Origin of the sequence: Pseudomonas sp. Sample_20 (assembly GCF_004307585.1) — a bacterium.
Classification (GTDB): domain Bacteria; phylum Pseudomonadota; class Gammaproteobacteria; order Pseudomonadales; family Pseudomonadaceae; genus Aquipseudomonas; species Aquipseudomonas atacamensis.
The window spans coordinates 172,764-196,015 of record NZ_RCOA01000020.1; the positions used below are offsets into that span (position 1 = coordinate 172,764).

The 23,252-nt window shown below is 60.6% G+C and carries 21 protein-coding genes; 10 read left to right on the top strand and 11 right to left on the bottom strand.

What is annotated here, in order from left to right; translation table 11 throughout:
* Window positions 1-10: 10 nt before the first annotated feature.
* The 4 genes from D8U70_RS04450 to D8U70_RS04465 form a co-directional block, all read right to left on the bottom strand.
* Complete coding sequence (locus D8U70_RS04450; RefSeq protein WP_130928382.1) at window positions 11-880, bottom strand: metal ABC transporter permease; 870 nt, start codon at window positions 878-880, stop codon at window positions 11-13.
* Complete coding sequence (locus D8U70_RS04455; protein WP_130928383.1) at window positions 880-1,548, bottom strand: ATP-binding cassette domain-containing protein; 669 nt, start codon at window positions 1,546-1,548, stop codon at window positions 880-882. Before D8U70_RS04455 ends, D8U70_RS04450 begins: the two co-directional genes overlap by 1 nt.
* Complete coding sequence (folE2, locus tag D8U70_RS04460) at window positions 1,545-2,441, bottom strand: GTP cyclohydrolase FolE2 (protein WP_122705478.1); 897 nt, start codon at window positions 2,439-2,441, stop codon at window positions 1,545-1,547. The genes D8U70_RS04455 and folE2 overlap by 4 nt, the downstream gene beginning before the upstream one ends.
* Window positions 2,442-2,524: 83 nt before the next feature.
* The gene (locus D8U70_RS04465) at window positions 2,525-2,902 is read right to left on the bottom strand and encodes a glutamine synthetase (RefSeq protein ID WP_122748244.1); all 378 of its coding nucleotides are present in this window, start codon (window positions 2,900-2,902) and stop codon (window positions 2,525-2,527) included.
* A gap of 207 nt (window positions 2,903-3,109) precedes the next feature.
* Between D8U70_RS04465 and zigA the strand changes: the two genes are divergently transcribed.
* Window positions 3,110-4,315 carry a zinc metallochaperone GTPase ZigA gene (gene zigA / locus D8U70_RS04470; protein WP_130928384.1) on the top strand — a complete coding sequence of 402 codons (1,206 nt, stop codon included), beginning with the start codon at window positions 3,110-3,112 and terminating at the stop codon, window positions 4,313-4,315.
* Window positions 4,315-4,962, top strand: coding sequence for a DUF1826 domain-containing protein (locus D8U70_RS04475; protein WP_130928385.1), 648 nt, complete (start codon window positions 4,315-4,317; stop codon window positions 4,960-4,962). Before zigA ends, D8U70_RS04475 begins: the two co-directional genes overlap by 1 nt.
* Window positions 4,963-4,966: 4 nt before the next feature.
* On the opposite strand, the gene D8U70_RS04480 is transcribed toward D8U70_RS04475, so the two are convergent.
* Entirely contained in the window at window positions 4,967-5,323 is a 357-nt protein-coding gene (locus tag D8U70_RS04480; RefSeq protein WP_130928386.1) for an NADH:ubiquinone oxidoreductase, read from the bottom strand.
* Between the two features lie 40 nt (window positions 5,324-5,363).
* Here D8U70_RS04480 and D8U70_RS04485 point away from each other — a divergent pair, with 40 nt between their 5' ends.
* Window positions 5,364-6,329, top strand: a complete 966-nt coding sequence (locus tag D8U70_RS04485) for a CobW family GTP-binding protein (RefSeq protein WP_130928387.1) — start codon at window positions 5,364-5,366, stop codon at window positions 6,327-6,329.
* Window positions 6,330-6,335: 6 nt separating this feature from the next.
* Here D8U70_RS04485 and D8U70_RS04490 read toward each other — a convergent pair whose 3' ends face one another.
* Window positions 6,336-6,749, bottom strand: coding sequence for a DUF3301 domain-containing protein (locus D8U70_RS04490; RefSeq protein ID WP_038861179.1), 414 nt, complete (start codon window positions 6,747-6,749; stop codon window positions 6,336-6,338).
* A gap of 117 nt (window positions 6,750-6,866) precedes the next feature.
* On the opposite strand from D8U70_RS04490, the gene pdxY reads away from it, so the two are divergent.
* The gene (gene pdxY, locus D8U70_RS04495) at window positions 6,867-7,739 is read left to right on the top strand and encodes a pyridoxal kinase PdxY (protein WP_042608042.1); all 873 of its coding nucleotides are present in this window, start codon (window positions 6,867-6,869) and stop codon (window positions 7,737-7,739) included.
* 101 nt (window positions 7,740-7,840) lie between these two features.
* Here the strand turns inward: pdxY and D8U70_RS04500 are convergent, their stop codons facing one another.
* Window positions 7,841-8,323, bottom strand: coding sequence for an acyl-CoA thioesterase (locus D8U70_RS04500; RefSeq protein WP_016772447.1), 483 nt, complete (start codon window positions 8,321-8,323; stop codon window positions 7,841-7,843).
* A gap of 277 nt (window positions 8,324-8,600) precedes the next feature.
* On the opposite strand from D8U70_RS04500, the gene D8U70_RS04505 reads away from it, so the two are divergent.
* The gene (locus D8U70_RS04505) at window positions 8,601-10,364 is read left to right on the top strand and encodes a cation:proton antiporter (RefSeq protein WP_041476574.1); all 1,764 of its coding nucleotides are present in this window, start codon (window positions 8,601-8,603) and stop codon (window positions 10,362-10,364) included.
* A 21-nt stretch (window positions 10,365-10,385) separates the two neighbouring features.
* Here the strand turns inward: D8U70_RS04505 and D8U70_RS04510 are convergent, their stop codons facing one another.
* The 3 genes from D8U70_RS04510 to uvrD all read right to left on the bottom strand — a co-directional run bounded on the left by D8U70_RS04510 (window position 10,386) and on the right by uvrD (window position 14,288).
* Window positions 10,386-10,793 (bottom strand): SMI1/KNR4 family protein, encoded by a 408-nt coding sequence (locus D8U70_RS04510; RefSeq protein WP_038359443.1) that lies wholly within the window; start codon window positions 10,791-10,793, stop codon window positions 10,386-10,388.
* 135 nt (window positions 10,794-10,928) lie between these two features.
* Entirely contained in the window at window positions 10,929-11,804 is an 876-nt protein-coding gene (locus D8U70_RS04515; protein ID WP_130928388.1) for a Tim44 domain-containing protein, read from the bottom strand.
* A gap of 300 nt (window positions 11,805-12,104) precedes the next feature.
* Window positions 12,105-14,288, bottom strand: a complete 2,184-nt coding sequence (gene uvrD / locus D8U70_RS04520) for a DNA helicase II (protein ID WP_110644548.1) — start codon at window positions 14,286-14,288, stop codon at window positions 12,105-12,107.
* Window positions 14,289-14,545: 257 nt separating this feature from the next.
* On the opposite strand from uvrD, the gene D8U70_RS04525 reads away from it, so the two are divergent.
* The 3 genes from D8U70_RS04525 to D8U70_RS04535 all read left to right on the top strand — a co-directional run bounded on the left by D8U70_RS04525 (window position 14,546) and on the right by D8U70_RS04535 (window position 18,850).
* Window positions 14,546-17,419, top strand: coding sequence for a GGDEF domain-containing phosphodiesterase (locus D8U70_RS04525; RefSeq protein WP_130928389.1), 2,874 nt, complete (start codon window positions 14,546-14,548; stop codon window positions 17,417-17,419).
* Window positions 17,420-17,546: 127 nt separating this feature from the next.
* Window positions 17,547-18,413 carry a transcriptional regulator HexR gene (gene hexR, locus D8U70_RS04530; RefSeq protein WP_007962240.1) on the top strand — a complete coding sequence of 289 codons (867 nt, stop codon included), beginning with the start codon at window positions 17,547-17,549 and terminating at the stop codon, window positions 18,411-18,413.
* A 233-nt stretch (window positions 18,414-18,646) separates the two neighbouring features.
* Entirely contained in the window at window positions 18,647-18,850 is a 204-nt protein-coding gene (locus D8U70_RS04535; protein ID WP_080902479.1) for a hypothetical protein, read from the top strand.
* On the opposite strand, the gene D8U70_RS04540 is transcribed toward D8U70_RS04535, so the two are convergent.
* On the bottom strand, window positions 18,792-19,754 hold the full coding sequence (locus tag D8U70_RS04540) for a LysR family transcriptional regulator (RefSeq protein ID WP_083353858.1): 963 nt from the start codon (window positions 19,752-19,754) through the stop codon (window positions 18,792-18,794). The two genes, D8U70_RS04535 and D8U70_RS04540, sit on opposite strands and share 59 nt — an antisense overlap.
* 190 nt (window positions 19,755-19,944) lie before the next feature.
* Between D8U70_RS04540 and D8U70_RS04545 the strand changes: the two genes are divergently transcribed.
* Together D8U70_RS04545 and oadA are read left to right on the top strand one after the other, a co-directional pair.
* A complete protein-coding gene (locus tag D8U70_RS04545; protein WP_024014853.1) occupies window positions 19,945-21,360 on the top strand; it encodes an acetyl-CoA carboxylase biotin carboxylase subunit in 1,416 nt (471 codons plus the stop codon).
* Window positions 21,361-21,371: 11 nt separating this feature from the next.
* Complete coding sequence (oadA, locus tag D8U70_RS04550; protein ID WP_122705493.1) at window positions 21,372-23,180, top strand: sodium-extruding oxaloacetate decarboxylase subunit alpha; 1,809 nt, start codon at window positions 21,372-21,374, stop codon at window positions 23,178-23,180.
* Window positions 23,181-23,252: the final 72 nt, after the last annotated feature.

Consider the following 23,252-nt stretch of genomic DNA (forward strand, 5'->3'; position numbering starts at 1 on the left):
GGGAAACACCTCATTGGGATGTGAGTAAAGGCGGGCGGCGCAGCAAACCGTGAACCGGTCCCAACACCACCGACAGCAGATAGCCGACCCCCGCAACCAGCACGATGGCCGGGCCGCTGGGCAGCGAGTAGTAGAACGACAGCAGCAAGCCGAGCCACACAGACACGCAGCCCATGACCGCGGCGATGGCGATCAGTAGCGGTAGGCGGCGACTCCAAAACCTCGACGCAGCAGCCGGAAGCATCATCAGCCCGACTACCATCAGTGCGCCGATGGCCTGAAAGCCGATCACCAGATTCAGCACGACCAGAGTCAGGAACACCCCATGAGCCAGCGGCCCGAGACGACTGACCGTGCGCAAGAACAGCGGGTCGAGTGTGTCCAACAGCAGGGGTTTGTAGATCGCGGCCATGGCCATGAGGCTGATGGCCGAGACCCACAGCATGCCGGTCAGCGTCGGTCCATCCACGGCTAGCGCCGAACCGAACAGCAAGTGCAGAAGGTCGAGGCGCTTGCCGGCGATGCCAAGGATCAAAACGCCGCTGGCCAGTGAGATCGGATAGATCGCGGCGAGGCTGGCATCTTCTCGCAACCCCGTTCGCCGGGTGATCCAGGCCGCGAGTCCGGCCATGCTCAGCCCGGCTCCCAAGCCACCGAGGGTGAGTGCGGGAAGGCTCAAACCGGCAAACCAGAATCCCAAAGCAGCGCCGGGAAGGATGCCGTGGGCGACAGCGTCACCGATCAAACTCATACGCCTGAGTATCAGAAAAACACCCAAGGGCGCCGTACTGCATGCCAGCACCAGGCCGCCGAGCAAGGCGCGGCGCATGAACACGAATTCGCTGAACGGCTGCCAGAAATGGCTGACGGTGGCGAGCATCAGGCGACCTGCATGTGCGGTGTTGGCTGGATCAGTTCTCGGCTGGTTCCGTACACGCAGTGGCCGTTTTTGATCAGCAGGGTATGCGGAATGTGTTGGCGGACAGCCGCCAGGTCATGGCAGACCACAAGCAGTGTCCGGCCCTCGGCGTGCCAGTGGTGAATGTGCTGCCAGAGCAATTGCTGGCCGAGTTCGTCGAGTGCGGCGTGCGGTTCGTCCAGCAACAGCACCGGGGCGTCAGCAAGGCTCAGTCGCGCGAGCAGGGCACGTTGTAGCTCACCACCGGACAGGGCCATCAACGGACGCTGTTCGAGTCCACTCAAATGCCAGTCTTCCAATGCGTTTTTCAGTCGCTGCGTGCGCAGCTGTGTCGAGAGCCGACGGCCCCAGAAACCTGCGGCGATGAGCTCTTCGAGGCTTATTGGAAACTGCCGATCCAAATGTTGCTGTTGCGGCAGAAAGGAAATGCCGCTTTGGCGTGGAACAGCCATTTCTACCTTGCCACCCAAGGGCTTTTGTAATCCGGCGATGACTTTCAGCAGACTGCTTTTGCCGCAGCCGTTGGCGCCGATGATTGCGGTCAGACTGGCGTTTTCGAACTCAAGACTCAGAGGCGTCGTCAGCGGTTGGCCGGGTGCGCCCCAGACCAAGGATTGGCAGCGGATCATTTTTGCTCCCGTCGCCAGCTGCTTTCGGCGACGGCGTCATGGGCATGCAGGCTTTCGGCGTGGATCACGCGGATGTGGAATTGGTTGATGCCGGGCGTGCGCTGCAGTGCCAGATTGAGGCGGCGCGCGGCGTCTTCGCAGAACATCAGGTTTTGCCCATTGGCGAGTGCGAAGGCTTGCTCGTCGGGGCGCTTTACTGCGGTCTGCACGGCGGTGCCGAGGGCTGCTTCGGCGTCATTGATGATCGCGGTTAGCGGTAGCTCATCGATGAAATTGTCGAGATGCAGGTGCAGTTGCGCATAGCTGCGCTGGCTATGCGGTGTCGCTACGATCCCTTTGGTTGAGCCAAGCCATGCCAAAACATCTGCGTGTTGCAGAGACTTGTTGGCGAAATCGTCGACGAATTGCTGCTGGATCAATTGCCTTGCCAAGGCTGCGGAGCATGGGCACGTCGAGGAATAGGGCAGTTCAATTTCTAGTTCCACGTGGAACATTTGCTGTTTCAGGCTCGCTGAAATGGACGCCGGATAGGATTTCCAGCCGGCCAAGGGGCTGACCAACGCGGGTCGTTTCAGCAACAAGTCAGTGTGAATATTCAGATATGCGCAGGCGGATAGACCTTGATGGCTTGTCAGAAAACACTTGAGTACCTGGTGCAGCAAAGCGGGAGAAAGGCTTCGCTGTTCGAGGGTTTCGAGTGCCAGATACAAGCGCGACATGTGAATACCACGTGCTTCACCATCGTCCAGACTCACACCAGCGTCGACTCTGGCGCTGAGGCGTTGGCCTTCAAGCAAAACGGGCAGAGCAATCCCACGCATGCCTACCCAGTCGAGGGGCAGTGCCAAGCGTGCAGATTGGGCGGCGATATCCGGGAGAGTAAGAGCATTCATGGTTGAGACCGTCGTGTTGATCTCTTTTAACGTTACAATATAACAATCCATTCAGCGACGCTTTTTTCATGAAAAGGTTTTCACTAGCAGCCCGTCATCCGGCTGCAAGTGAACCTTGCGCTGCTACCGCCCGAGCTGGAGAAGCGGTTGATGGTTGTCCAGCCGACACGACGGGTGTAGCCAACCCAAGCCTCGCCATCGGAGGCGATGCCGGTAAAAAAGGTCAATTGGCCGAAGCGGCTGTTGGTTTGCGCCCAATAGCGATGGCCGTCCTTCTCGAATCCGCGCAGGTAAAGCGTGGTGCCTACCGTATTGACGCTATAGGCATTGCCGTCGGCGTCCACGCATGCCAGCAGATTAGCGCTGCGCGTACAGTGCGCCGGCCCCGGCATGTGCGCCTGTGCTTGGCTGGCCAGCGACATGGCAAAGCTCAAAAGCAGGCATTTCAACCCCTTGTTCATTGCGAGTTTCCACGATCGGTGGTGCAGCAATTTGCGAAATCTCCTCTGTCGGACTGGCAAACTAAAGTTGTTATACTATAACATAAATCGCAACCAGCCTGAGCTGCCGATCACAATCGTATGCCTTCTTTGACCCGGTTAAATGAAGCGCAACACGCCAAGCGCTCCTCAAAGCGCAAATCGGCTGCCATTTATGAGGATTATCCAATGTCAGCCAAATTGCCCGTCACCGTACTTTCAGGATTTCTCGGCGCGGGAAAAAGTACACTTTTGAATTACGTACTACGTAACCGAGACGGCTTGCGCGTTGCGGTGATCGTCAACGATATGAGCGAGATCAACATCGATGGCAGTGAAGTCCAGCGCGATGTCAGCCTGAACCGCGCTGAGGAAAAACTCATCGAAATGAGCAATGGCTGTATCTGCTGTACGTTACGTGAAGATTTACTGGAAGAAGTCAGCAAACTCGCTCGCGAGGATCGTTTCGATTACCTGCTGATCGAATCCACCGGCATTTCCGAACCGCTTCCGGTCGCTGAAACCTTCACCTTCCGTGATGAACAGGGACAAAGCCTCGCCGACATTGCTCGCCTCGATACCATGGTCACCGTGGTCGATGGTGTGAATTTCCTGCTCGATTACCAGGCAGCCGAAAGTCTTGCCTCTCGCGGCGAAATCCTCGGTGAAGAAGACGAGCGCTCCATCACCGATCTGTTGATCGAGCAGATCGAGTTCGCCGACGTCCTGCTGATCAGCAAAATCGACCTGATCAGTCAGCACGAGCGTGAAGAACTCACCGCCATCCTCAAGCGCCTCAATGCCCAGGCTGAAATCATTCCAATGGTGATGGGCGAAATCCCACTGGAGAAAATCCTCAACACCGGTCGTTTCGATTTCGATCAGGCCGCACAAGCGCCCGGATGGCTACAGGAATTGCGCGGTGAGCACGTCCCGGAAACACAGGAATACGGCATCGCCTCGACGGCCTACCGCGCGCGCCGGCCATTTCACCCGCAACGCTTCTTCAGCTTCATCGATCGGCCTTGGCTGAACGGCAAGCTGCTGCGCTCCAAAGGCTTCTTCTGGCTCGCCAGCAAACCCACCGACGCCGGTAGCTGGTCCCAGGCAGGCGGCTTGATGCGGCATGGCTTTGCCGGGCGTTGGTGGCGTTTCGTTCCAAAAAATCAATGGCCGCAGGATCAGGAAAGCGTCCAGGCGATCATGGGAAACTGGATTCCAAGCGTAGGAGATTGCCGCCAGGAGCTGGTTTTCATCGGTCAGAACATAGATTTCCTACAGCTCTCCGCCGAACTCGATGCCTGTCTGCTGACCGACGAAGAAATGGCAACGGGCGTAGAAGGCTGGCGCTTGCTGCCTGATCCATTCGGTCCTTGGCACGAAGAGGCCGCCTGATGCTCGCACCCAAAGATCAGCCGCTTCTTACCCGTCATCACCAAGGGCTGACACCGGAAACGTTGACGCGAATCCTGGAAGACCAGACCAATCTGGCCGTCTGGCAACGTCAGCTGCCCGTGCACATTGCCGATTTTGCGCAATTGGTGCTGTCGCTCAACGAGCCCTTGGCCGAGTCGCTGTGTCTGGAATTGCCCGACGAAGATGCCGAACCGGATCTCGCCGGTCTGGCTGCAGGGCTGCGTGATCTGCAAGGTTTCGAAGGTTTCATGAGCGATCTCAAATGGCTGATCAGTGCCTTCGCCTGCCTGCTGGGGGCGCGGCGTATCGGCGTGCGTTTGCGTGTGCTGGACAAGGCCATGTGTCCGCGCTTCCACGTCGATCACGTGCCGGTGCGCTTGATCACTACTTACGCTGGCATCGGCAGCCAATGGCTTGAGGAGGGCGCGATGGATCGCCTGCAACTTGGCCAGGCCAATGCCGAACCGCAAGATCCAGCGTCGATTCGTCAGCTCAACAGCGGCGACGTCGCGCTGCTCAAAGGCGAAAAATGGCACGGCAATGAAGGCTTCGGCCTGATCCATCGTTCGCCGCAACCGGCACCCGGTGAACGCCGTCTGTTGCTGACCCTCGACTGGCTCGGCTGACACATCAGGGCTTGCGCCAGGCGCCCTGACTCTGGCCTTCGCAATATGGCTTGAGATACGCAGCGTCAGTGGCCACGCCGTAATAGTGGATATCCTGGCGATAGGGCATATTGGCGACTTGCGCGTTGCTGCACACGCCGAAAGCGCCGCTGGGGCACTGGTCGACGTATTGCACCTCGACCTTCTGCCCGGCCAGCGTCGGTTGGCAGAAGCCGTCATTGAACAATTTCTGCGGAATCGTCCGGTTCTGCTGACAGACTTTGACGTCGAGCCGTTCGCCCTGTGTGTGCACCACGCAGGCCTGAGCCCACGCTTCACTCGACAGCAGCGCCAACAGCATCGACCATCCCGACCAGCGCATCTTCGATCTCCTCAATAACTGTCCGCAGAAAGTACCCGCCATGTTGCAGAACATTCCGACCCACGTCATCGCCGGCCCGTTGGGCGCCGGCAAGACCAGCCTGATTCGCCAGTTGCTGGCGCAACGGCCTGCGGACGAGCGCTGGGCGGTGCTGATCAACGAGTTCGGCCAGATCGGTCTGGATGCTGCATTGCTGACGAATGACGCCGATGGTATCGCACTGGGTGAGGTGGCCGGGGGCTGCCTGTGTTGCGTCAATGGCGCGCCATTCCAGATCGGCCTCGGCCGCCTGCTGCGCAAGGCCAGGCCGGATCGACTGTTTATCGAGCCATCCGGGCTGGGCCATCCGGCGCAGTTGCTCAAGCAATTGAACGAGGCGCCGTGGCTGGGCGTGCTGGCGGTTCAGCCCTGTGTGCTGGTTCTGGACGCTCAGGCATTGCACGCAGGTAGAGCCTTGCCGGACGCCCAGCAGCAAGCGTTGGCGAGCGCGGGTTTGCTGCTGTTGAACAAGGCGCAGGATCTTGATGAAACGGCTCGTGAGAAAATCGCCAGCCAGTTGCCGCCCGTCAGACTGATCTGGACGCAGCAAGCGCAACTGCCTCTGAGCGAGCTGCCGGGGCTGGCAGTAAAAGCGAACGAAGGCGCAGGGCATCTGCCGCTGCCCACTGGATTGGCACAGCTGCCAGCAGTCTGGAGCGATCCGGCCGAACCGATTTGCTTAAATCAGGCGCAGGAGGGTGGGTGGAGCATCGGTTGGCGCTGGCATCCGCGGCAGGTATTTGATCAAGCACGCATCGCCTATTGGCTGAGCGCGCTGGACTGGAAGCGGGCGAAACTGGTTATCCACAGCACGGATGGCTGGGTTGCGGGCAATGCGCTGGAGCATGCCGAGCTGAGTTGGCAAGCCAGCGAATGGCGAAAAGACTCAAGAATCGAGCTGATCTTCGCTGAACCGCAGAACATCGAACAGCTGCAAGCCGGTTTGGCTGAATGCCGGATTCAGTGAGTCAGCTCAAGGCTTCCACTTGGTATGTTCCTGGCGCCACTGGCTCAGCTCGATGACTTCGGCGCGAGGCTTGTGCACTTCGACCACCGGCGGCGTGTCGTCGAACGGCGCCGGGTAGGGCGCCAGTTCAATCTGCGCACTGTGCGCGCCGAACTGGGTGACGGTGCCGTTGTGGCGGCTTTCGCCGGTCACGGTGAACTCGAAGTTGTAGACCCGCGCCAGTCGCCGGCGACCGTTGGCATCCCTGATCAGACCGATTTTTTTCAGCGCGACGTTACCGTCCAGCAGCTCCACGCCAACATTGGTGCAATGCTGCTTGACCCGCTCCAGCGCGCGCTCGCGCAAGCCGTGGTTGTGCCATAGCCAGGCACCAGCGGCGGCGAACAGCATCAGCACGAAGATGTTTTCCAGGGTCAGCATCTACATCGAACTCCAAATGATGGCGTCAGCTTAACTGTCTCGCCGGTCTGTCGTACAGGCTGTGTTTCGTCGCATACTGCGCGGCTTGAATTTCAATCGTTTTACGGAATGACCCGAATGAAACGTACGCCTCATCTGCTCGCCATCCAGTCCCACGTGGTGTTTGGCCACGCCGGCAACAGCGCTGCGGTTTTTCCGATGCAGCGCGTCGGGGTCAACGTCTGGCCGCTCAACACCGTGCAGTTCTCCAACCACACCCAGTATGGTCAGTGGGCCGGTGAAGTGCTGGCGCCGCAGCAGATTCCCGAGCTGATCGAAGGCATCGCCGCAATTGGCGAGTTGGGCAATTGCGACGCGGTGCTGTCCGGCTATCTCGGCAGCGCCGCGCAGGGACGGGCGATTCTCAGCGGTGTGGCGCGGATCAAAGCGGTCAATCCAAAGATGCTGTATCTGTGTGATCCGGTGATGGGCCATCCGGAGAAAGGCTGCAGCGTGCCCACCGAGGTCAGCGACTTCCTCCTGGATGAGGCCGCGGCCGTGGCGGACATCATGTGCCCGAACCAGCTGGAGCTGGACAGTTTTTCCGGGCGCAAGCCGCAGTCGCTGTTCGATTGCCTGGCGATGGCACGGGCGCTGCTGGCGCGCGGGCCGAAAGCGGTACTGGTCAAGCACCTGGATTACCCGGGCAAACCGGCGGATGGCTTCGAAATGTTGTTGGTGACGGCTGAGGGCAGTTGGCATTTGCGCCGTCCGTTGCTGGCGTTTCCACGTCAGCCAGTGGGCGTCGGCGATCTGACCTCTGGTCTGTTCCTGGCCCGGGTGTTGCTGGGCGACAGCCTGCTGGCAGCGTTCGAATTCACCGCAGCGGCAGTGCATGAGGTGTTGCTCGAAACCCAGGCGTGCGCCAGTTACGAGCTGCAACTGGTGCGGGCGCAGGATCGCATTGCGCATCCGCGGGTGAAGTTCGAGGCTACAGCGATCAGTCTCTGAGACCGGGTCGTCTTTATTCGCGAGCAGGCTCGTTCCCACAGGAAGAATGCATTCCAGATGTGGGAGCGAGCCTGCTCGCGAAAGCGATCAATCAAGGCTGCTCAGGCGTCGCCCTTGATCTCCTGATAACGCTTCTCCAGCTCCTGGCGAATCTGCCGGCGCTGCTGCGCCTGCATGAAGCGGCGCTTATCTTCGCTGTTCTGCGGTTGAAGCGGCGGCACGGCGGCCGGTTTGCGCTGATCATCCACCGCGACCATGGTGAAGAAGCAGCTGTTGGTGTGGCGCACCGAGCGTTCGCGGATGTTTTCGGTGACCACTTTGATGCCAACTTCCATCGACGTGTTGCCGGTGTAGTTGACCGAGGCGAGGAACGTCACCAGTTCGCCGACATGAATCGGCTCGCGGAAAATCACCTGATCCACCGACAGGGTCACCACGTAGCGCCCGGCATAACGGCTGGCGCAGGCGTAAGCCACTTCGTCGAGGTATTTGAGCAGGGTGCCGCCGTGGACATTGCCAGAGAAGTTGGCCATGTCGGGGGTCATCAGTACCGTCATCGACAGCTGGGCGTTTCCGGGTTCCATAACGTTCTCACGGATCAAGGCTGATTGCAGGAAGCGCCTCTGCGGGCACCTGGTGGCTTTTCAAAAAGCACCGTTATCGGGACGCCGCGCGGCGGGCCGCCGTCACGCTGGTAGCGATCTGTTTCCATATATTGCACCGGCTTCCAGAGCGAAGTCGCGGTGTTAACCTGCAAAAGCCCTGCCCAAGGGCAATTCCTACATTAAAAGCGGATTTTTACCCTGCTCGCGCAGAACTCTGACGTCTGTCCGCGCGCCTCGTCATCAAGGAGCCCACGCCATGCATGCCATCAGTTTCATTCAGGATCTGGCAGTGATCATGCTGGTCGCGGGCGTGGTAACCGTGCTGTTTCATCGTTTCAAGCAACCGGTGGTGCTCGGCTACATCGTCGCCGGCTTCATCATCGGCCCGCATACGCCGCCGTTCGGCCTGATTCACGACGAAGAAACCATCAAGACCCTGGCCGAACTCGGGGTGATCTTCCTGATGTTCTGCCTTGGCCTGGAGTTCAGCCTGCGCAAGTTGTTCAAGGTTGGGGCAACGGCGTTCATTGCCGCGTTTCTCGAGATCATCCTGATGATCTGGATCGGCTACGAAATCGGTCGCTGGTTCGACTGGAACACCATGGATTCGTTGTTCCTCGGCGCGATTCTGGCGATCTCCTCAACCACCATCATCGTCAAAGCGCTGAATGACCTGAAGATGAAGAACGAGCGCTTTGCGCAGTTGATCTTCGGTGTGCTGATTGTCGAGGACATCCTTGGCATCGGCATCATTGCGCTGCTGTCGAGCATCGCCGTCAGCGGCACGGTGAGCTCGGGCGAAGTCTTCTCCACGGTCGGCAAGCTGTCGCTGTTCATGATCGTTGCGCTGGTCATCGGCATCCTGCTGGTGCCGCGTCTGCTGGCTTATGTAGCGAAATTCGAAAGCAACGAGATGCTGCTGATCACCGTGCTCGGCCTGTGTTTCGGCTTCTGTCTGCTGGTGGTCAAGCTCGAATACAGCATGGTGCTCGGCGCTTTCCTGATCGGCGCGATCATGGCCGAGTCCCGGCAATTGCTGAAAATCGAACGGCTGGTCGAGCCGGTTCGCGACCTGTTCAGTGCGATCTTTTTTGTCGCCATCGGGCTGATGCTCGACCCGCTGATTCTCATCGAATATGCCTGGCCGATCGCGGTGATCACCGTGGCCGTGGTGCTGGGCAAGATGTTGTCCTGCGGCCTCGGTGCGTTTATCGCCGGCAATGACGGACGGACCTCACTGCGGGTCGGCATGGGTCTGTCACAGATCGGCGAATTTTCCTTCATCATCGCCGCGCTGGGCATGACCTTGCAGGTGACAAGCAACTTCCTCTACCCGGTCGCCGTAGCCGTGTCGGTGATCACCACACTGCTGACGCCGTACCTGATTCGCGCGGCGGATCCGTTGTCGATCAAGCTCTCGGCAGTCGTGCCCAAGCGTCTCGGGCGTGTGCTCGGCATGTATGGCGAATGGTTGCGCAGCATCCAGCCGCAAGGTGAGGGCGCGCTGCTGGCGTCGATGATCCGGCGGATCCTGTTGCAGGTCGGGGTCAATCTGGCACTGGTGATTGCGATCTTTTTTGCCGGCGCATACTTCGCCGAGCGCATCTCGTTGTGGCTGCAGGACTGGATCAGCGATCCGAGCTGGCAGAAGGCACTGATCTGGGGCGGGGCGTTGCTGGTCTCGCTACCATTTCTGATCGCGGCTTATCGCAAGCTCAAGGCGCTGTCGATGCTGCTGGCGGAGATGGGCGTCAAGCCGGAGATGGCCGGGCGTCACACGCAGCGAGTGCGCCGGGTGATCGCCGAAGTGATCCCGATTCTCTCGCTGCTGGTGATTTTCCTGCTGTTGGCAGCCTTGTCGGCCAGTATCCTGCCGACCAACAAGCTGCTGGTGCTGATCGCCGTCGTCGCGGCCGCCGTAGCGGCGCTGCTGTGGCGCTGGTTCATCCGCGTGCATACGCGGATGCAGGTGGCGCTGCTGGAAACCCTCGACAACCACAAGGAGTCGTCGGGGCATTGACCAGCCGGGGCATGTGGCGGATCAGCTTTCCAGCCAGACGTCCCGCGCCCAGTGCCACACCGATTCCCAGGTTTCTTCGGCAATCAGTTCTTCTTCGGCCTGCCACAGCACCACGGTGCCGTCTTCTTCGACACAGTAGTAGTCATCGCCGTCCTGACAGATCGGGATCAAGCTGCGATCAACACCCACATCCCATGCATTGGCTGCCACGTCCGGCAGATAGGTGTGCGATTGCGGGTCGGTGACGGTCACCGGCTCGAGGCTGCCATAGACCACATCGCTGACGGTCAGCAAAAATTCTTTGAAGACGAATGGAATGTCGATGAACAGTTGTTCTTCGATTTCCACCAGCAGGTCTTCGTCAGGCAATTCCAAAGGAACCGGCACGGGTTCGTTGGCTTCGCGCAGTTGTTCGATGATTTCTTCCACGTCCGGGATCCTCTTGCTGAATGGCGCGGTTTATATGGGCCGGTTTATACAGTAGCTCGCCATAGATGCAACCGTGAAATGAAAAACCCCGGCCGAGGCCGGGGTTCTGTTACCGCAAGTGAAGCGCAGCAGGGATCAGCCGTTCTGGCGGATACCGGCGACCAGCCAAGGCTGGTTGTCGCCCTGCGGACGTTCCATGTTCCAGCTTTCGCTGAACACTTCGCCCTGGTCGAAACGCGAGGTTTTCGACACGCCGGTGAAGGTCAGGGTGGCGATGGTCTTGTCGGCACGATCGTCGACGCCGTCCAGTTGTACCTGCAGGTTGTCGATGTAGGTCGACTGAAAGCCGTCGCCCAGATCCGTACGCTCACGCTTGAGGAACTCAAGCATTTGCGGGGTCACGAACTCGGCGATCTTGTCCATTTCGTTGGCGTCCCAGTGCTGCTGCAGCGACTGGAAGTGGCTGCGCGCAGCTTCAAGGAAGCGCTGTTCGTTGAACCAGGCCGGTGCATTGATCACCGGACGGGCAGCAGCCGGAGCGGCCGAACCACCGAAGATCGAACCCATGGCGGCAGGCTTCTGCTCGAACACTTCACGCTGCATCGGCGCGCCGGCCGGAGCGAATTGCTCCTGCTGCTTGCGACGACGGGCGGCGATGAAGCGGAAGATCACGAACGCGATCAGGGCCATGATCAGGATGTCGAAGATCTGCATGCCCTGGAAGCCGTCGCCCATGAACATCGATGCGAGCAGGCCGCCGGCGGCGATGCCCGCCAGCGGGCCGAGCCAGCGCGAAGCACCGCCGGCCTTGGCCGCGGCGCCAGCAGCACCGGCAGCGCCAGCGGTCGCTGCTGCGCCGCCCACGCCTGGAGAAGAAGGAGCCATCTGGCTGGTCTGGTGCGTCGGCGCAGCGCCGGCGCTTTTGCCACCACCAAAGCGCTTGGCGTTGGCGTCGAGGCTCATCGTCAGGCCGATGCACAACGCCATGGCGATGCTAAGAAAACGTTTCATAAAGGGTATTCCCGTTTTGTGGAGACACGCGCGCCATGTTGCACAGCTGAAGTGTTACTGGCTAGCGAGAGAGTGTTTCGGGCTTTTGCCTGACAGGTTGCGTTCAGCTTGGCGAGGCAATCAGCCGATGTACTTTTGTCTGTAGGAAAAGGCGATAGGTTCAGAGGGATTGATGCACTTGCGCCGCATAACCTGTGGGAGCGAGCCTGCTCGCGAAGGCGTCGTGTCAGGCAAATGAATGCTTGATGACACAGCGCTTTCGCGAGCAGGCTCGCTCCCACATGGGTTCAGTGCTGGTGGTTAGATCGCTTCCAGCTTGGCATAGCCGAGCATCAGCCACTTGCTGCCTTCGCTGAAGTTCACCTGCACCCGGGCCTGGGCGCCGGAACCTTCGAAGTTGAGGATCACCCCTTCGCCGAAGATCGAGTGACGTACGGCCTGACCGAGTACAAAACCGGTTTCCGGAATCTCGCTGCCGCTGAACAGGCTGCTGCCGCTCATCGACTGGTTGCCGCCGAACGGTCGGCTGACGCTATTGGACAGGCGCACTTCCTGAATCAGGCCTTTCGGCACCTCCCGTACGAAACGCGACACCTTGTTGTAGGTTTCGCTGCCATACAGGCGCCGGGTTTCCGCATAGGTCATGACCAGATTCTGCATCGCCCGGGTGATACCGACGTAAGCCAGACGCCGTTCCTCTTCAAGACGCCCCGGTTCTTCCAGGCTCATTTTGTGCGGGAACAGGCCTTCTTCCATGCCCACGAGGAACACGTAAGGGAATTCCAGGCCTTTGGCGCTGTGCAGGGTCATCAGCTGCACGCTGTCTTCGTGCTCGTCGGCCTGAGTGTCGCCGGCCTCCAGCGATGCGTGGCCGAGGAACGCCGCCAGTGGCGTGAGTTCTTCGTCCTCTTCGGTGTTCTCGAAGTTGCGTGCGGCGCTGACCAGTTCCTCAAGGTTTTCTACCCGGGCCTGGCCTTTCTCACCTTTTTCCGCTTCGTGATAAGCGATCAGGCCGGACTGCTCGATGACGGTTTGCGTCATCAGGTGCAGCGGCATCTCGGCGCACTTGGCAGCGAGGTTCTCGATCAGTTCGATAAACGCACCGAGCGCACTCGCGGCGCGCCCGGTCAGGCCTTTGTTGGCCACCAGTAGGCGCATCGCTTCCCACATCGACACATCGCTGTGCCGCGCATGCTCGCGGATCGCTTCGACGGTTTTCTCGCCGATGCCCCGCGCCGGTACGTTGATCACTCGCTCCAGCGCCGCGTCGTTGCCGCGACCTTCAAGCAAACGCAGGTAGGCCATGGCGTTCTTGATTTCCGCGCGCTCGAAGAAGCGCTGACCGCCATAGATGCGGTACGGGATGCGCTCGCGCAGCAGGGCTTCTTCAAGCACCCGCGACTGGGCGTTGGAGCGGTACAGAATGGCGATATCGCTACGGGCCAGACCGGTTTTCAGCGCGCTTTCGATGGTTTCCACCACGTAACGGGCTTCGTCGTGCTCGTTGAACGCGGCGTACAGATTGATCGCTTCGCCGTCGCCACCGTCGGTCCACAGCTCTTTACCGAGACGCCCGGTGTTGTTGGCGATCAAAGCGTTGGCGGCTTTGAGGATGCCGGCGGTGGAGCGGTAATTCTGTTCCAGACGAATCGTCTCGGAGTCCGGGAAGTCGGAAGAGTACTGATGGATGTTCTCGATCTTCGCCCCGCGCCAGCCGTAAATCGACTGGTCGTCGTCGCCGACCACCATCAGGCTGTCGCCGCCCTTGCCGAGCAGGCGCAACCAGGCGTACTGCACGGCGTTGGTGTCCTGGAACTCGTCGACCAGAATGTGCCGGAAGCGCTTTTGGTAGTGCGCCAGCAGGCCGGGGTGATCGCGCCACAGATCGAGGGCGCGCAGCAGCAGTTCGGAGAAATCGATCACGCCAGCCCGCAGGCACGCCGACTCGTAGGCTTCGTAGATGCCGCGCATGGTGGCGAGGAACAGGTCGCCGCTGGCCTGAATGTGTTGCGGCCGCAGACCTTCGTCTTTCTGGCCGTTGATGAACCACTGCGCCTGACGCGCCGGCCAGCGTTGCTCGTCCAGACCCAGCTCGCGGATCACCCGCTTGACCAGACGCTGCTGGTCATCGCTGTCAAGAATCTGGAAGGTCTGGCTCAGGCCCGCTTCCTGCCAGTGCGCCCGCAGCAAGCGGTGCGCGAGGCCGTGGAAGGTGCCGACCCACATGCCGGCCGGGTTGATGCCCAGCAACTGCTCGATGCGATGGCGCATCTCGGCAGCGGCCTTGTTGGTGAAGGTCACCGACAGGATAGAGTGAGGCGAGGCGTTTTCGACCTGGATCAACCAGGCGATACGGTGCACCAGCACTCGGGTTTTACCGGAACCGGCGCCGGCCAGGACCAACTGACGGCCAACGGGGGCTGCTACGGCCTGGCGTTGGGCATCGTTGAGGGAGTTCAGCAGAAGGGAGAGATCATCGCGCATCGGGGCATTCTAGGGTGCGCCGCAGGCCCGGGCAAACCGTGCGTTGCATTAGCCGATGAAAGTGCTGCCGATGACGACCGGTCGGTCACTGGCTGCAGGCTTCGGCCTGTCTCGCCTGAGGGGTTGCAGCGGTGCGCAAGCAGCGGAAAATTTCCCTGCAATTGTGATCCGCAGCAGTTTGGCATCGGGATCGGCTTGTGTATGCTCCGTGCACGTTTCGGGCGCACGCCCTCCTTATAAGAACAAGAACGTTGCCCATGATCCTCAGCGCCGAACTGTCGGGGCCCTCCGTGGACCCCCGGGTGATCCGCAAGCACTATGCCGTCGAAATGGCGGTTGAGCGCACGCGTCTGCTGTATCAGGGCTCGTTGTTGCCCACGCTGTTCATGTTGATCAATGGTCTGGTCTGCGCCGCTTTGCTCTGGAGCCCGCAGCGCTACTTCGTGGTCAGCGTCTGGCTGGTGTGGCTGCTGTCGCTGGTCGCGCTGCGGGTGATTCAGGTAGCCGCGTTCGATTCGGCGATTCCCGATCGTCAGGCCCAGCCGATCTGGTTCCGCATGTTCCTGCTCGGTTCGACCATGACCGGCCTGACGCTGGCCGGAGCCGGCATCGCTCTGGTACCCGCTGACAACTTCATGCAGCAAGCCTGGGTGTTCGGCCTGATCGGCGCGGCAACGCTGTCGGCCAGCGTCGCCTACGCGGTGAGCCTGCCGGCGTTCCTCTCGTTTACCTTGCCGTGCCTGCTGCCAGCGATCGGCTACCTGTTCTGGGGCGGCGACGATCAGGCACGGGGCTGGGGCTGGCTGGGTCTGATCCTGCTCGGTTCTCTGAGTGTGGTGGCATGGCAGGTCAATCGGCTGATCGACCGTGGATTGCTTCGGCGCTTCCAGAATCAGCACCTGATCGAGCATTTGCAGCAAGCGCAGACGCGCAGCGAACAACTCAATCAGGAGCTGGGCAAAGAGATCGAACAGCGCCGCTGTGCCGAGGCGCAATTGCGTGAAGCGCAGGTCGATCTCGAAGATCGCGTGGCCCAGCGCAGCCGCGAACTGGATGCCGCCAATCAGGCCCTGAGCAAAAGCGAAGCGCGCCTGGCGCTGGCACTCAAGGCCAGTGAACTCGGATTGTGGGACTGGAACCTGCAGACCGACGAAGTCCACCACACACAGATTCAGGAACTGTTCGGCCTCGCCCCGGAATACGTCACGGCGCTGCTGCGCGACCTCAAGCCACGACTGCATCCTGAAGATGTGCCGTCACTCAAGTTCGCCCTGGTCGAGCATTTGAAGGGGCGTACCGAGGATTATCAGGTCGAATATCGCCTGCGCCATGGCGACGGCCACTGGGTGTGGATCGAGGACCGTGGCCGTGCCGTGGAGCGCAGCGCCAGCGGCCGGGTGATCCGCATGGTCGGCACTCGCCGCGATATCAGCGCCAGCAAAAGCCTCGAAGAGCAGCAGCGGCTGGCGGCCACGGTGTTCGAAGCGGCCAGCGAAGGCATCGTGATTCTCGACCCGGACTACGCGCTGATTGCGATCAACCAGGCGTTCAGCCGGGTCACCGGTTACGAGATCGACGACATGCTCGGGCGCAACGTCGTCGAGTTGCCGTGCAGCCGCGATGCCCGTCGTCACTATGTGGCGATCCGTCATGCGCTGGAGCAGTACGGCAGTTGGCAGGGCGAACTGGTGGAGACGCGCAAGAACGGCGAGCTGTATCCGCAGTGGCTGCAACTCAATGCCGTGCGTGATAGCCGTGGCAATGTCAGCCACATCGTCGGCTTCTTCGCCGATCTCTCGGCGCGGCGGGCCTCGGAAGAACGCCTGCGCTATCTGACCCATTACGACGAGCTCACCGGCCTGGCCAACCGTTCGCTGTTCCGCGAGCGCCTGCACGAAGCCCATCAGCGGGTGCGCCAGGGCGGGCGCCGCAGTCTGGCGTTGCTGCACATCAATCTCGATCGCTTCAAATTGCTCAATGACAGCCTCGGCCACGAAGTCGCCGATCAGCTGCTGCAAAAAATGGCGCGGCGGCTGGTCAATGCCTTGCCGGAAGCCGACACCATTGCGCGCCTGTCCGGTGACGAATTTGCCGTGCTGTTCGATGCCTACGGCAATCTGTCGAGCCTGGCACGGGTAGCGACGCGGTTGTCGGCCAAGCTGCGTTTGCCGCTGAGCGTTGACGGGCATGAACTGGTGGTCAGCGCTTCGATGGGCATCAGCCTGTTGCCGGACAACGCGCGTGAGATCTCGGCGCTGGTCAGCCAGTCGAACATGGCCATGCAACATGCCAAACATCTGGGCGGCAACAATTTCCAGTTCTTCACCGACAGCCTGCAAGCCAGCACACTCGAACGTTTGCAGCTGGAAAACCACCTGCGCAGGGCCATTGAAGAACAGCAACTGACGGTGTTCTACCAACCGAAACTGTGCCTGCAAACCGGCCGCATGAATGCCGCTGAAGCGCTGGTGCGCTGGGATCATCCGAGCATGGGCCAGGTGCCGCCGGCGGATTTCATTGGCCTGGCCGAAGAGACCGGTCTGATCGGGCCGATCGGCGAGTTCGTTTTGCGCCAGGCGTGCTGGCAAGCGTGCGAATGGCAGCGCCAGGGCCTGGCGCCGATCCGCGTGTCGGTGAACCTGTCGGTGCATCAGCTGCGTCAGGGCAAACTGGTCAGTCTGGTCCGGCAGGTGCTGGAAGAAACCGGGCTGGCGCCGCACTACCTCGAGCTGGAGCTGACCGAAAGTCATTTGCTCGACAGCGTCGAACACATTATTGCGACCTTCCAGCAACTGCGCGATCTGGGGGTGAAACTGGCGATCGATGATTTCGGTACCGGGTATTCGTCGTTGAGTTACCTCAAGCGCATTCCGGTGGATTACGTGAAGATCGATCAGGCGTTCATTCGCGGCTTGAGCGAGGGCAGTGCGGACGCAGCGATCACTCGCGCGATCATCGCCATGGCCCACGGGCTGGCCCTGAAAGTCGTGGCCGAGGGCGTCGAGCGTGAGGATCAGCTGGCATTTCTGCGCGCCGAACGCTGCGACGAAGTGCAAGGTTATCTGATCAGCCGGCCGGTGGACGCTGCCCGTCTGGCCGGGCTTTTGCGTGATCAGGCCAATCCGCAGTAAGGGCTACATGCACCTCAGCGCGCCTGATGCCGGGACATCGAGTTACGCATTGAGCAGGCAAAATGCCCATTCATGTAGTATAACTACAAGCTTGCTACATCCTTGCCCACAAGAAGAGTCCAGCCCCTTGAATCTGCTGCAACACATCGCCCAGTCACGTCACCTGTTACGCAAGTCGGAGCTCAAGGTCGCCGACCACGTGCTGCTTGACCCTGCGGCAGTGATGCACAGTTCCATGGCCGACCTGGCTCACAGCGTCGGTATCAGCGAGCCGACCATCGTGCGTTTCTGCCGCGCCATCGGTTGTTCCGGCTTTCAGGATCTCAAGCTGAAACTGGCTCAGAGCCTGGCCGCCGGCGCCAGCTTCGGCCAGTTCGCGATCCACGAAGATGACTCCGTCGCCGACTACAGCCTGAAGATTTTCGACACCACGCTGCACACCCTGATGGAAGTGCGCGAGAAGCTCGACCCGGTGGAGCTGCAACGCGCGGTGACGCTGATGTCCCAAGCGCAGCGTGTCGAGTTCTATGGCTTCGGTGCTTCCGGAGCGGTGGCCGCGGATGCACAGCACAAGTTTTTCCGTTTGCTGCTGACCGCGGCGGCGTACTCCGACCCGCACATGCAGGCGATGTCGGCTGTGACGCTGAAGCCGACCGATGTGGCGATCTGTATTTCCCAGTCAGGGCGCTCCAAGGATTTGCTGATCACCGCTAACCTCGTTCGCGAGAGCGGGGCATCGCTGATCACCCTGTGCCCGAGCCAGACGCCGTTGGCCGAACTGTCGACCGTCAATCTGGCGATCGATGTGCATGAAGACACCGAAATCTACACGCCGCTGACCTCGCGAATCGCCCACCTGGTGGTGATCGACGTGCTGGCGATGGGCGTGGCCATGGCGCGCGGGCCGAGCCTGGTCAATCACCTCAAGAGCGTGAAGCGCAGTCTGCGCAGTCTGCGTTTGTCGCCCAAGGCCGTGAAAGCGCTGGACGATTGAGCAAGGTCGTTCCGACCTTGTTCGCGAGCAGGCTCGCTCCCACAGGGGGGCTTCTGAGAACATAAATTCTGGGTCATAACGGGATCAAATGTGGGAGCGAGCCTGCTCGCGAAAGCGTCCTCAACAACAGCACATCCCTGCGCACATTTCATCACATTGTCATCCCCGCGCAGCCAAACCGTCATCCCCCACGCCTATCGTGAAACTCCCGTACTCGCCCTGGGAGACTCGAAATGGCTCAGCCCTACGAAGAACGCAACAGCGCCGCGAAAACCCGTCGTCAGCAGGAAGATCAGCGCCGCATGGAATTTCGCCGCGCAATCGAGGATCGCTTCGAACTTCGCCAGCTTCAGGCCGAGATCGGCGATTTTCCCGAGATCACGCATTGGCAGGCAGCGCCCGCCGCTTCCCGTCGAAACGCTCAACCAGCGCAATAATCTGCGCCCGCTCGCTGCGGATGAACGCCAGGAAGGCGTGCGCCACCGGTGACAGCCGTTTGGCTTTGGCTTGCACCAGACACCAGCTGCGCATCAGCGGCAACTCCTCGACCGGCAGCTCGACCAGGCCGCCGGTCGCCAGCTCCAGGTTCAGTGCGTGGCGCGTCAACAGCGCCAGGCCCAGACCCGCCACCACGCATTCGCGCTGGGCTTCGGCCGAGGCTACCTCCTGGGTCTGGGTGAAGTGCACGCGCTTTTCCTTGAAATATTCTTCGCAGGCCAGACGTGTGCCCGAGCCCGGCTCGCGGATCAGCAGCGTATACGGTTCCAGATCCTGCAAGCGCAGCGGGCCCATGTGCGCCAGCGGATGATCCGGGCGCGCGACGGCGACAATCGGATTGTTGAGGAACGGCAGGAATTCCAGGCCCATGTCCTGCGGCACCATCGACATGATCACCAGATCATCGCGGTTGTCCGAGAGGCGGCGAATGACCTGGCCACGGTTGACCACAGTCAGCTGCAAATTGACTTCCGGATGCTGGCGCTTGAACGCGGCGAACAGATGCGGCACGAAATATTTGGCGCTCGATTCCACTGCCAGTTTCAGCTGACCCTGCAGCGAACCCTGCATGTCCGACAGTTGCATATCGAGGTTTTCCAGCCGCCCGAAAATGTCGCGACTGGCACGTTGGAGCGCTTCCGCCGCCTCGGTCATGTAGAGTTTTTTGCCGACATAGTCGAACAGCGGCTGGCCAATCAGCTCTTCCAGCTGACGAATCTGTAGGCTCACGGCCGGTTGTGTGAGGGACATTTCCTCGGCGGCGCGGCTGTAGGAGCGTAAATCACACACCTCATTAAAGATCTGCAACTGACGCAATGTCATACGCATCAATGACTTACGCATTTTATTCAGGCTCTCACGGCACACGGTTGTTCCGACTATAAGTGTTTACTTATGCCTGACCCAATTTTTATTCATTTTTGTTAATCCCTCAGCAGCGCTAGTGTGGACCTGCGACTGAATTGAAACATTTGGTCACGCGTCGACCTGGGTCTAGCAGGTCGTGGTGCCACCGGCTCAAGGGAACCTCCAAGTGATAAAAAAGATCCTGATCGCCAACCGTGGTGAGATTGCCGTACGCATCGTACGAGCCTGCGCCGAAATGGGCATTCGCTCGGTTGCGATTTTCTCCGACGCCGATCGCCATGCCTTGCATGTGAAGCGTGCGGACGAGGCCCACAGCGTGGGTGCCGAGCCACTGGCCGGCTATCTGAACCCGCGCAAGCTGGTGAACCTGGCGGTGGAAACCGGCTGCGATGCGCTGCACCCCGGCTACGGCTTCCTTTCGGAAAACGCCGAGCTGGCGGAAATCTGCGCTGAGCGCGGTATCAAATTCATCGGCCCGTCGGCGGAAGTCATCCGGCGCATGGGCGACAAGACCGAAGCGCGCCGCAGCATGATCAAGGCCGGCGTACCGGTGACGCCCGGTACCGAGGGCAACGTCTCCGGCATCGAAGAAGCCTTGGTCGAAGGCGACCGCATCGGTTACCCGGTAATGCTCAAGGCCACCTCCGGTGGTGGCGGTCGCGGTATCCGTCGCTGCAACAGCCGCGAAGAACTCGAACAGAACTTCCCCCGGGTCATCTCCGAAGCCACCAAGGCGTTCGGTTCGGCGGAAGTGTTCCTGGAAAAATGCATCGTCAATCCCAAGCACATCGAGGCGCAGATCCTTGGCGACAGCTTCGGCAACGTCGTGCATCTGTTCGAGCGTGACTGCTCGATCCAGCGCCGCAATCAGAAGCTGATCGAGATCGCGCCGAGCCCACAGCTGACCCCGGAACAGCGCGCCTACATCGGCGACCTGTCGGTCCGTGCGGCCAAGGCAGTGGGTTACGAGAATGCCGGCACCGTGGAGTTCCTGCTCGCCGAGGGCGAGGTGTACTTCATGGAAATGAACACGCGGGTGCAAGTGGAACACACCATCACCGAAGAAATCACCGGCATCGACATCGTCCGCGAACAGATTCGCATCGCTTCCGGCCTGCCGCTATCGGTGAAGCAGGAAGACATCCAGCACCGTGGCTTTGCGTTGCAGTTCCGTATCAACGCCGAGGACCCGAAGAACAACTTCCTGCCGAGCTTCGGCAAAATTACCCGTTACTACGCCCCCGGCGGCCCGGGCGTGCGCACCGACACGGCAATCTACACCGGCTACACCATTCCGCCGTTCTACGACTCGATGTGCCTGAAACTGGTGGTCTGGGCGCTGACCTGGGAAGAGGCGATGGACCGTGGTCTGCGGGCGCTGGACGACATGCGTCTGCAGGGCGTGAAGACCACCGCCGCGTACTACCAGGAAATCCTGCGCAACCCGGAATTCCGTAGCGGCCAGTTCAACACCAGCTTCGTTGAAAGCCACCCGGAACTGACCAACTACTCGATCAAGCGCAAACCCGAAGAGCTGGCCCTGGCCATCGCCGCCGCCATCGCCGCCCACGCAGGCCTGTGAGGAATACAAGAATGAGCAAGAAAATCTTCGTAACAGACACCATCCTGCGCGACGCTCACCAATCGCTGCTCGCCACCCGCATGCGCACCGAAGACATGCTGCCGATCTGCGACAAGCTCGACAAGGTCGGCTACTGGTCGCTGGAATGCTGGGGCGGCGCGACGTTCGACGCCTGTGTGCGCTTTCTCAAGGAAGACCCGTGGGAGCGCCTGCGCCAACTGCGTGCGGCGTTGCCCAACACCCGTCTGCAAATGCTCCTGCGCGGGCAGAATCTGCTCGGCTATCGCCATTACAGCGACGACGTGGTCAAAGCTTTCGTCGCCAAGGCAGCGGTGAACGGCATCGATGTGTTCCGCATTTTCGATGCGATGAACGATGTGCGTAACCTGCGCGTGGCCATTGAAGCGGTGAAGGCTGCCGGCAAACACGCACAGGGCACCATCGCCTATACCACCAGTCCGGTGCACACCATCGATGCTTTCGTCACCCAGGCCAAGCAAATGGAGTCCATGGGCTGCGACTCGGTGGCGATCAAGGACATGGCCGGTCTGCTGACCCCGTATGCCACCGGTGAACTGGTGCGCGCGTTGAAAGCCGAGCAGTCGTTGCCGGTGTTCATCCACTCCCACGACACCGCTGGCCTGGCCGCCATGTGCCAGCTCAAGGCGATCGAAAACGGCGCCGATCACATCGACACCGCGATCTCCAGCTTCGCCTCGGGCACCAGCCATCCGGGCACCGAGTCGATGGTTGCCGCGCTCAAGGGCACCGAGTACGACACCGGCCTGAATCTGGAACTGCTCCAGGAAATCGGCCTGTACTTCTATGCCGTGCGCAAGAAGTACCACCAGTTCGAAAGCGAATTCACCGCCGTCGATACCCGTGTGCAGGTCAACCAAGTGCCGGGCGGGATGATCTCCAACCTCGCCAACCAGTTGAAAGAGCAGGGCGCTCTGAATCGCATGGGCGAAGTGCTCGCAGAAATCCCGCGCGTACGTGAAGACCTCGGCTTCCCGCCGCTGGTGACCCCAACCTCGCAAATCGTCGGCACCCAGGCGTTCTTCAACGTGCTGGCCGGCGAGCGTTACAAGACCATCACCAACGAAGTGAAGCTGTATCTGCAGGGCGGCTACGGCAAGGCACCGGGCGTCGTGAATGAAAAACTGCGGCGTCAGGCGATCGGCAGCGAGGACGTCATCGACGTACGTCCGGCCGATCTGCTCAAACCGGAAATGACCAAGCTGCGTGCCGATATCGGTGCACTGGCCAAGTCCGAAGAAGACGTACTGACCTTCGCCATGTTCCCGGACATCGGCCGCAAGTTCCTCGAAGAGCGTGCCGCCGGCACCCTCACGCCGGAAGTGCTGTTGCCAATCCCGGAAGCGGGCGCCGTTGCTTCGGCGGGCGGCGAAGGCGTGCCGACCGAGTTCGTCATCGACGTCCACGGCGAAACCTATCGCGTCGACATCACCGGTGTCGGCGTCAAGGCTGAAGGCAAGCGCCACTTCTATCTGTCCATCGACGGCATGCCGGAAGAAGTGGTGTTCGAGCCGCTCAACGAATTCGTTGGCGGCGGCAGCAGCAAACGCAAACAGGCCTCGGCACCAGGCCATGTCAGCACCACCATGCCCGGCAACATCGTCGATGTGCTGGTCAAGGAGGGCGACAGCGTCAAGGCTGGCCAGGCGGTACTGATCACCGAAGCGATGAAGATGGAAACCGAAGTCCAGGCCGCCATTGCCGGCAAGGTTGCCGCGATTCATGTGGCCAAGGGCGACCGGGTCAACCCGGGCGAAATCCTCATCGAGATCGAAGGCTGAGATAACAGTAGCGATCCAACGCTTTAAACCTCGGGGGAGCATGTGCTCCCCTTTTTTTTGCCTGTGATTTTC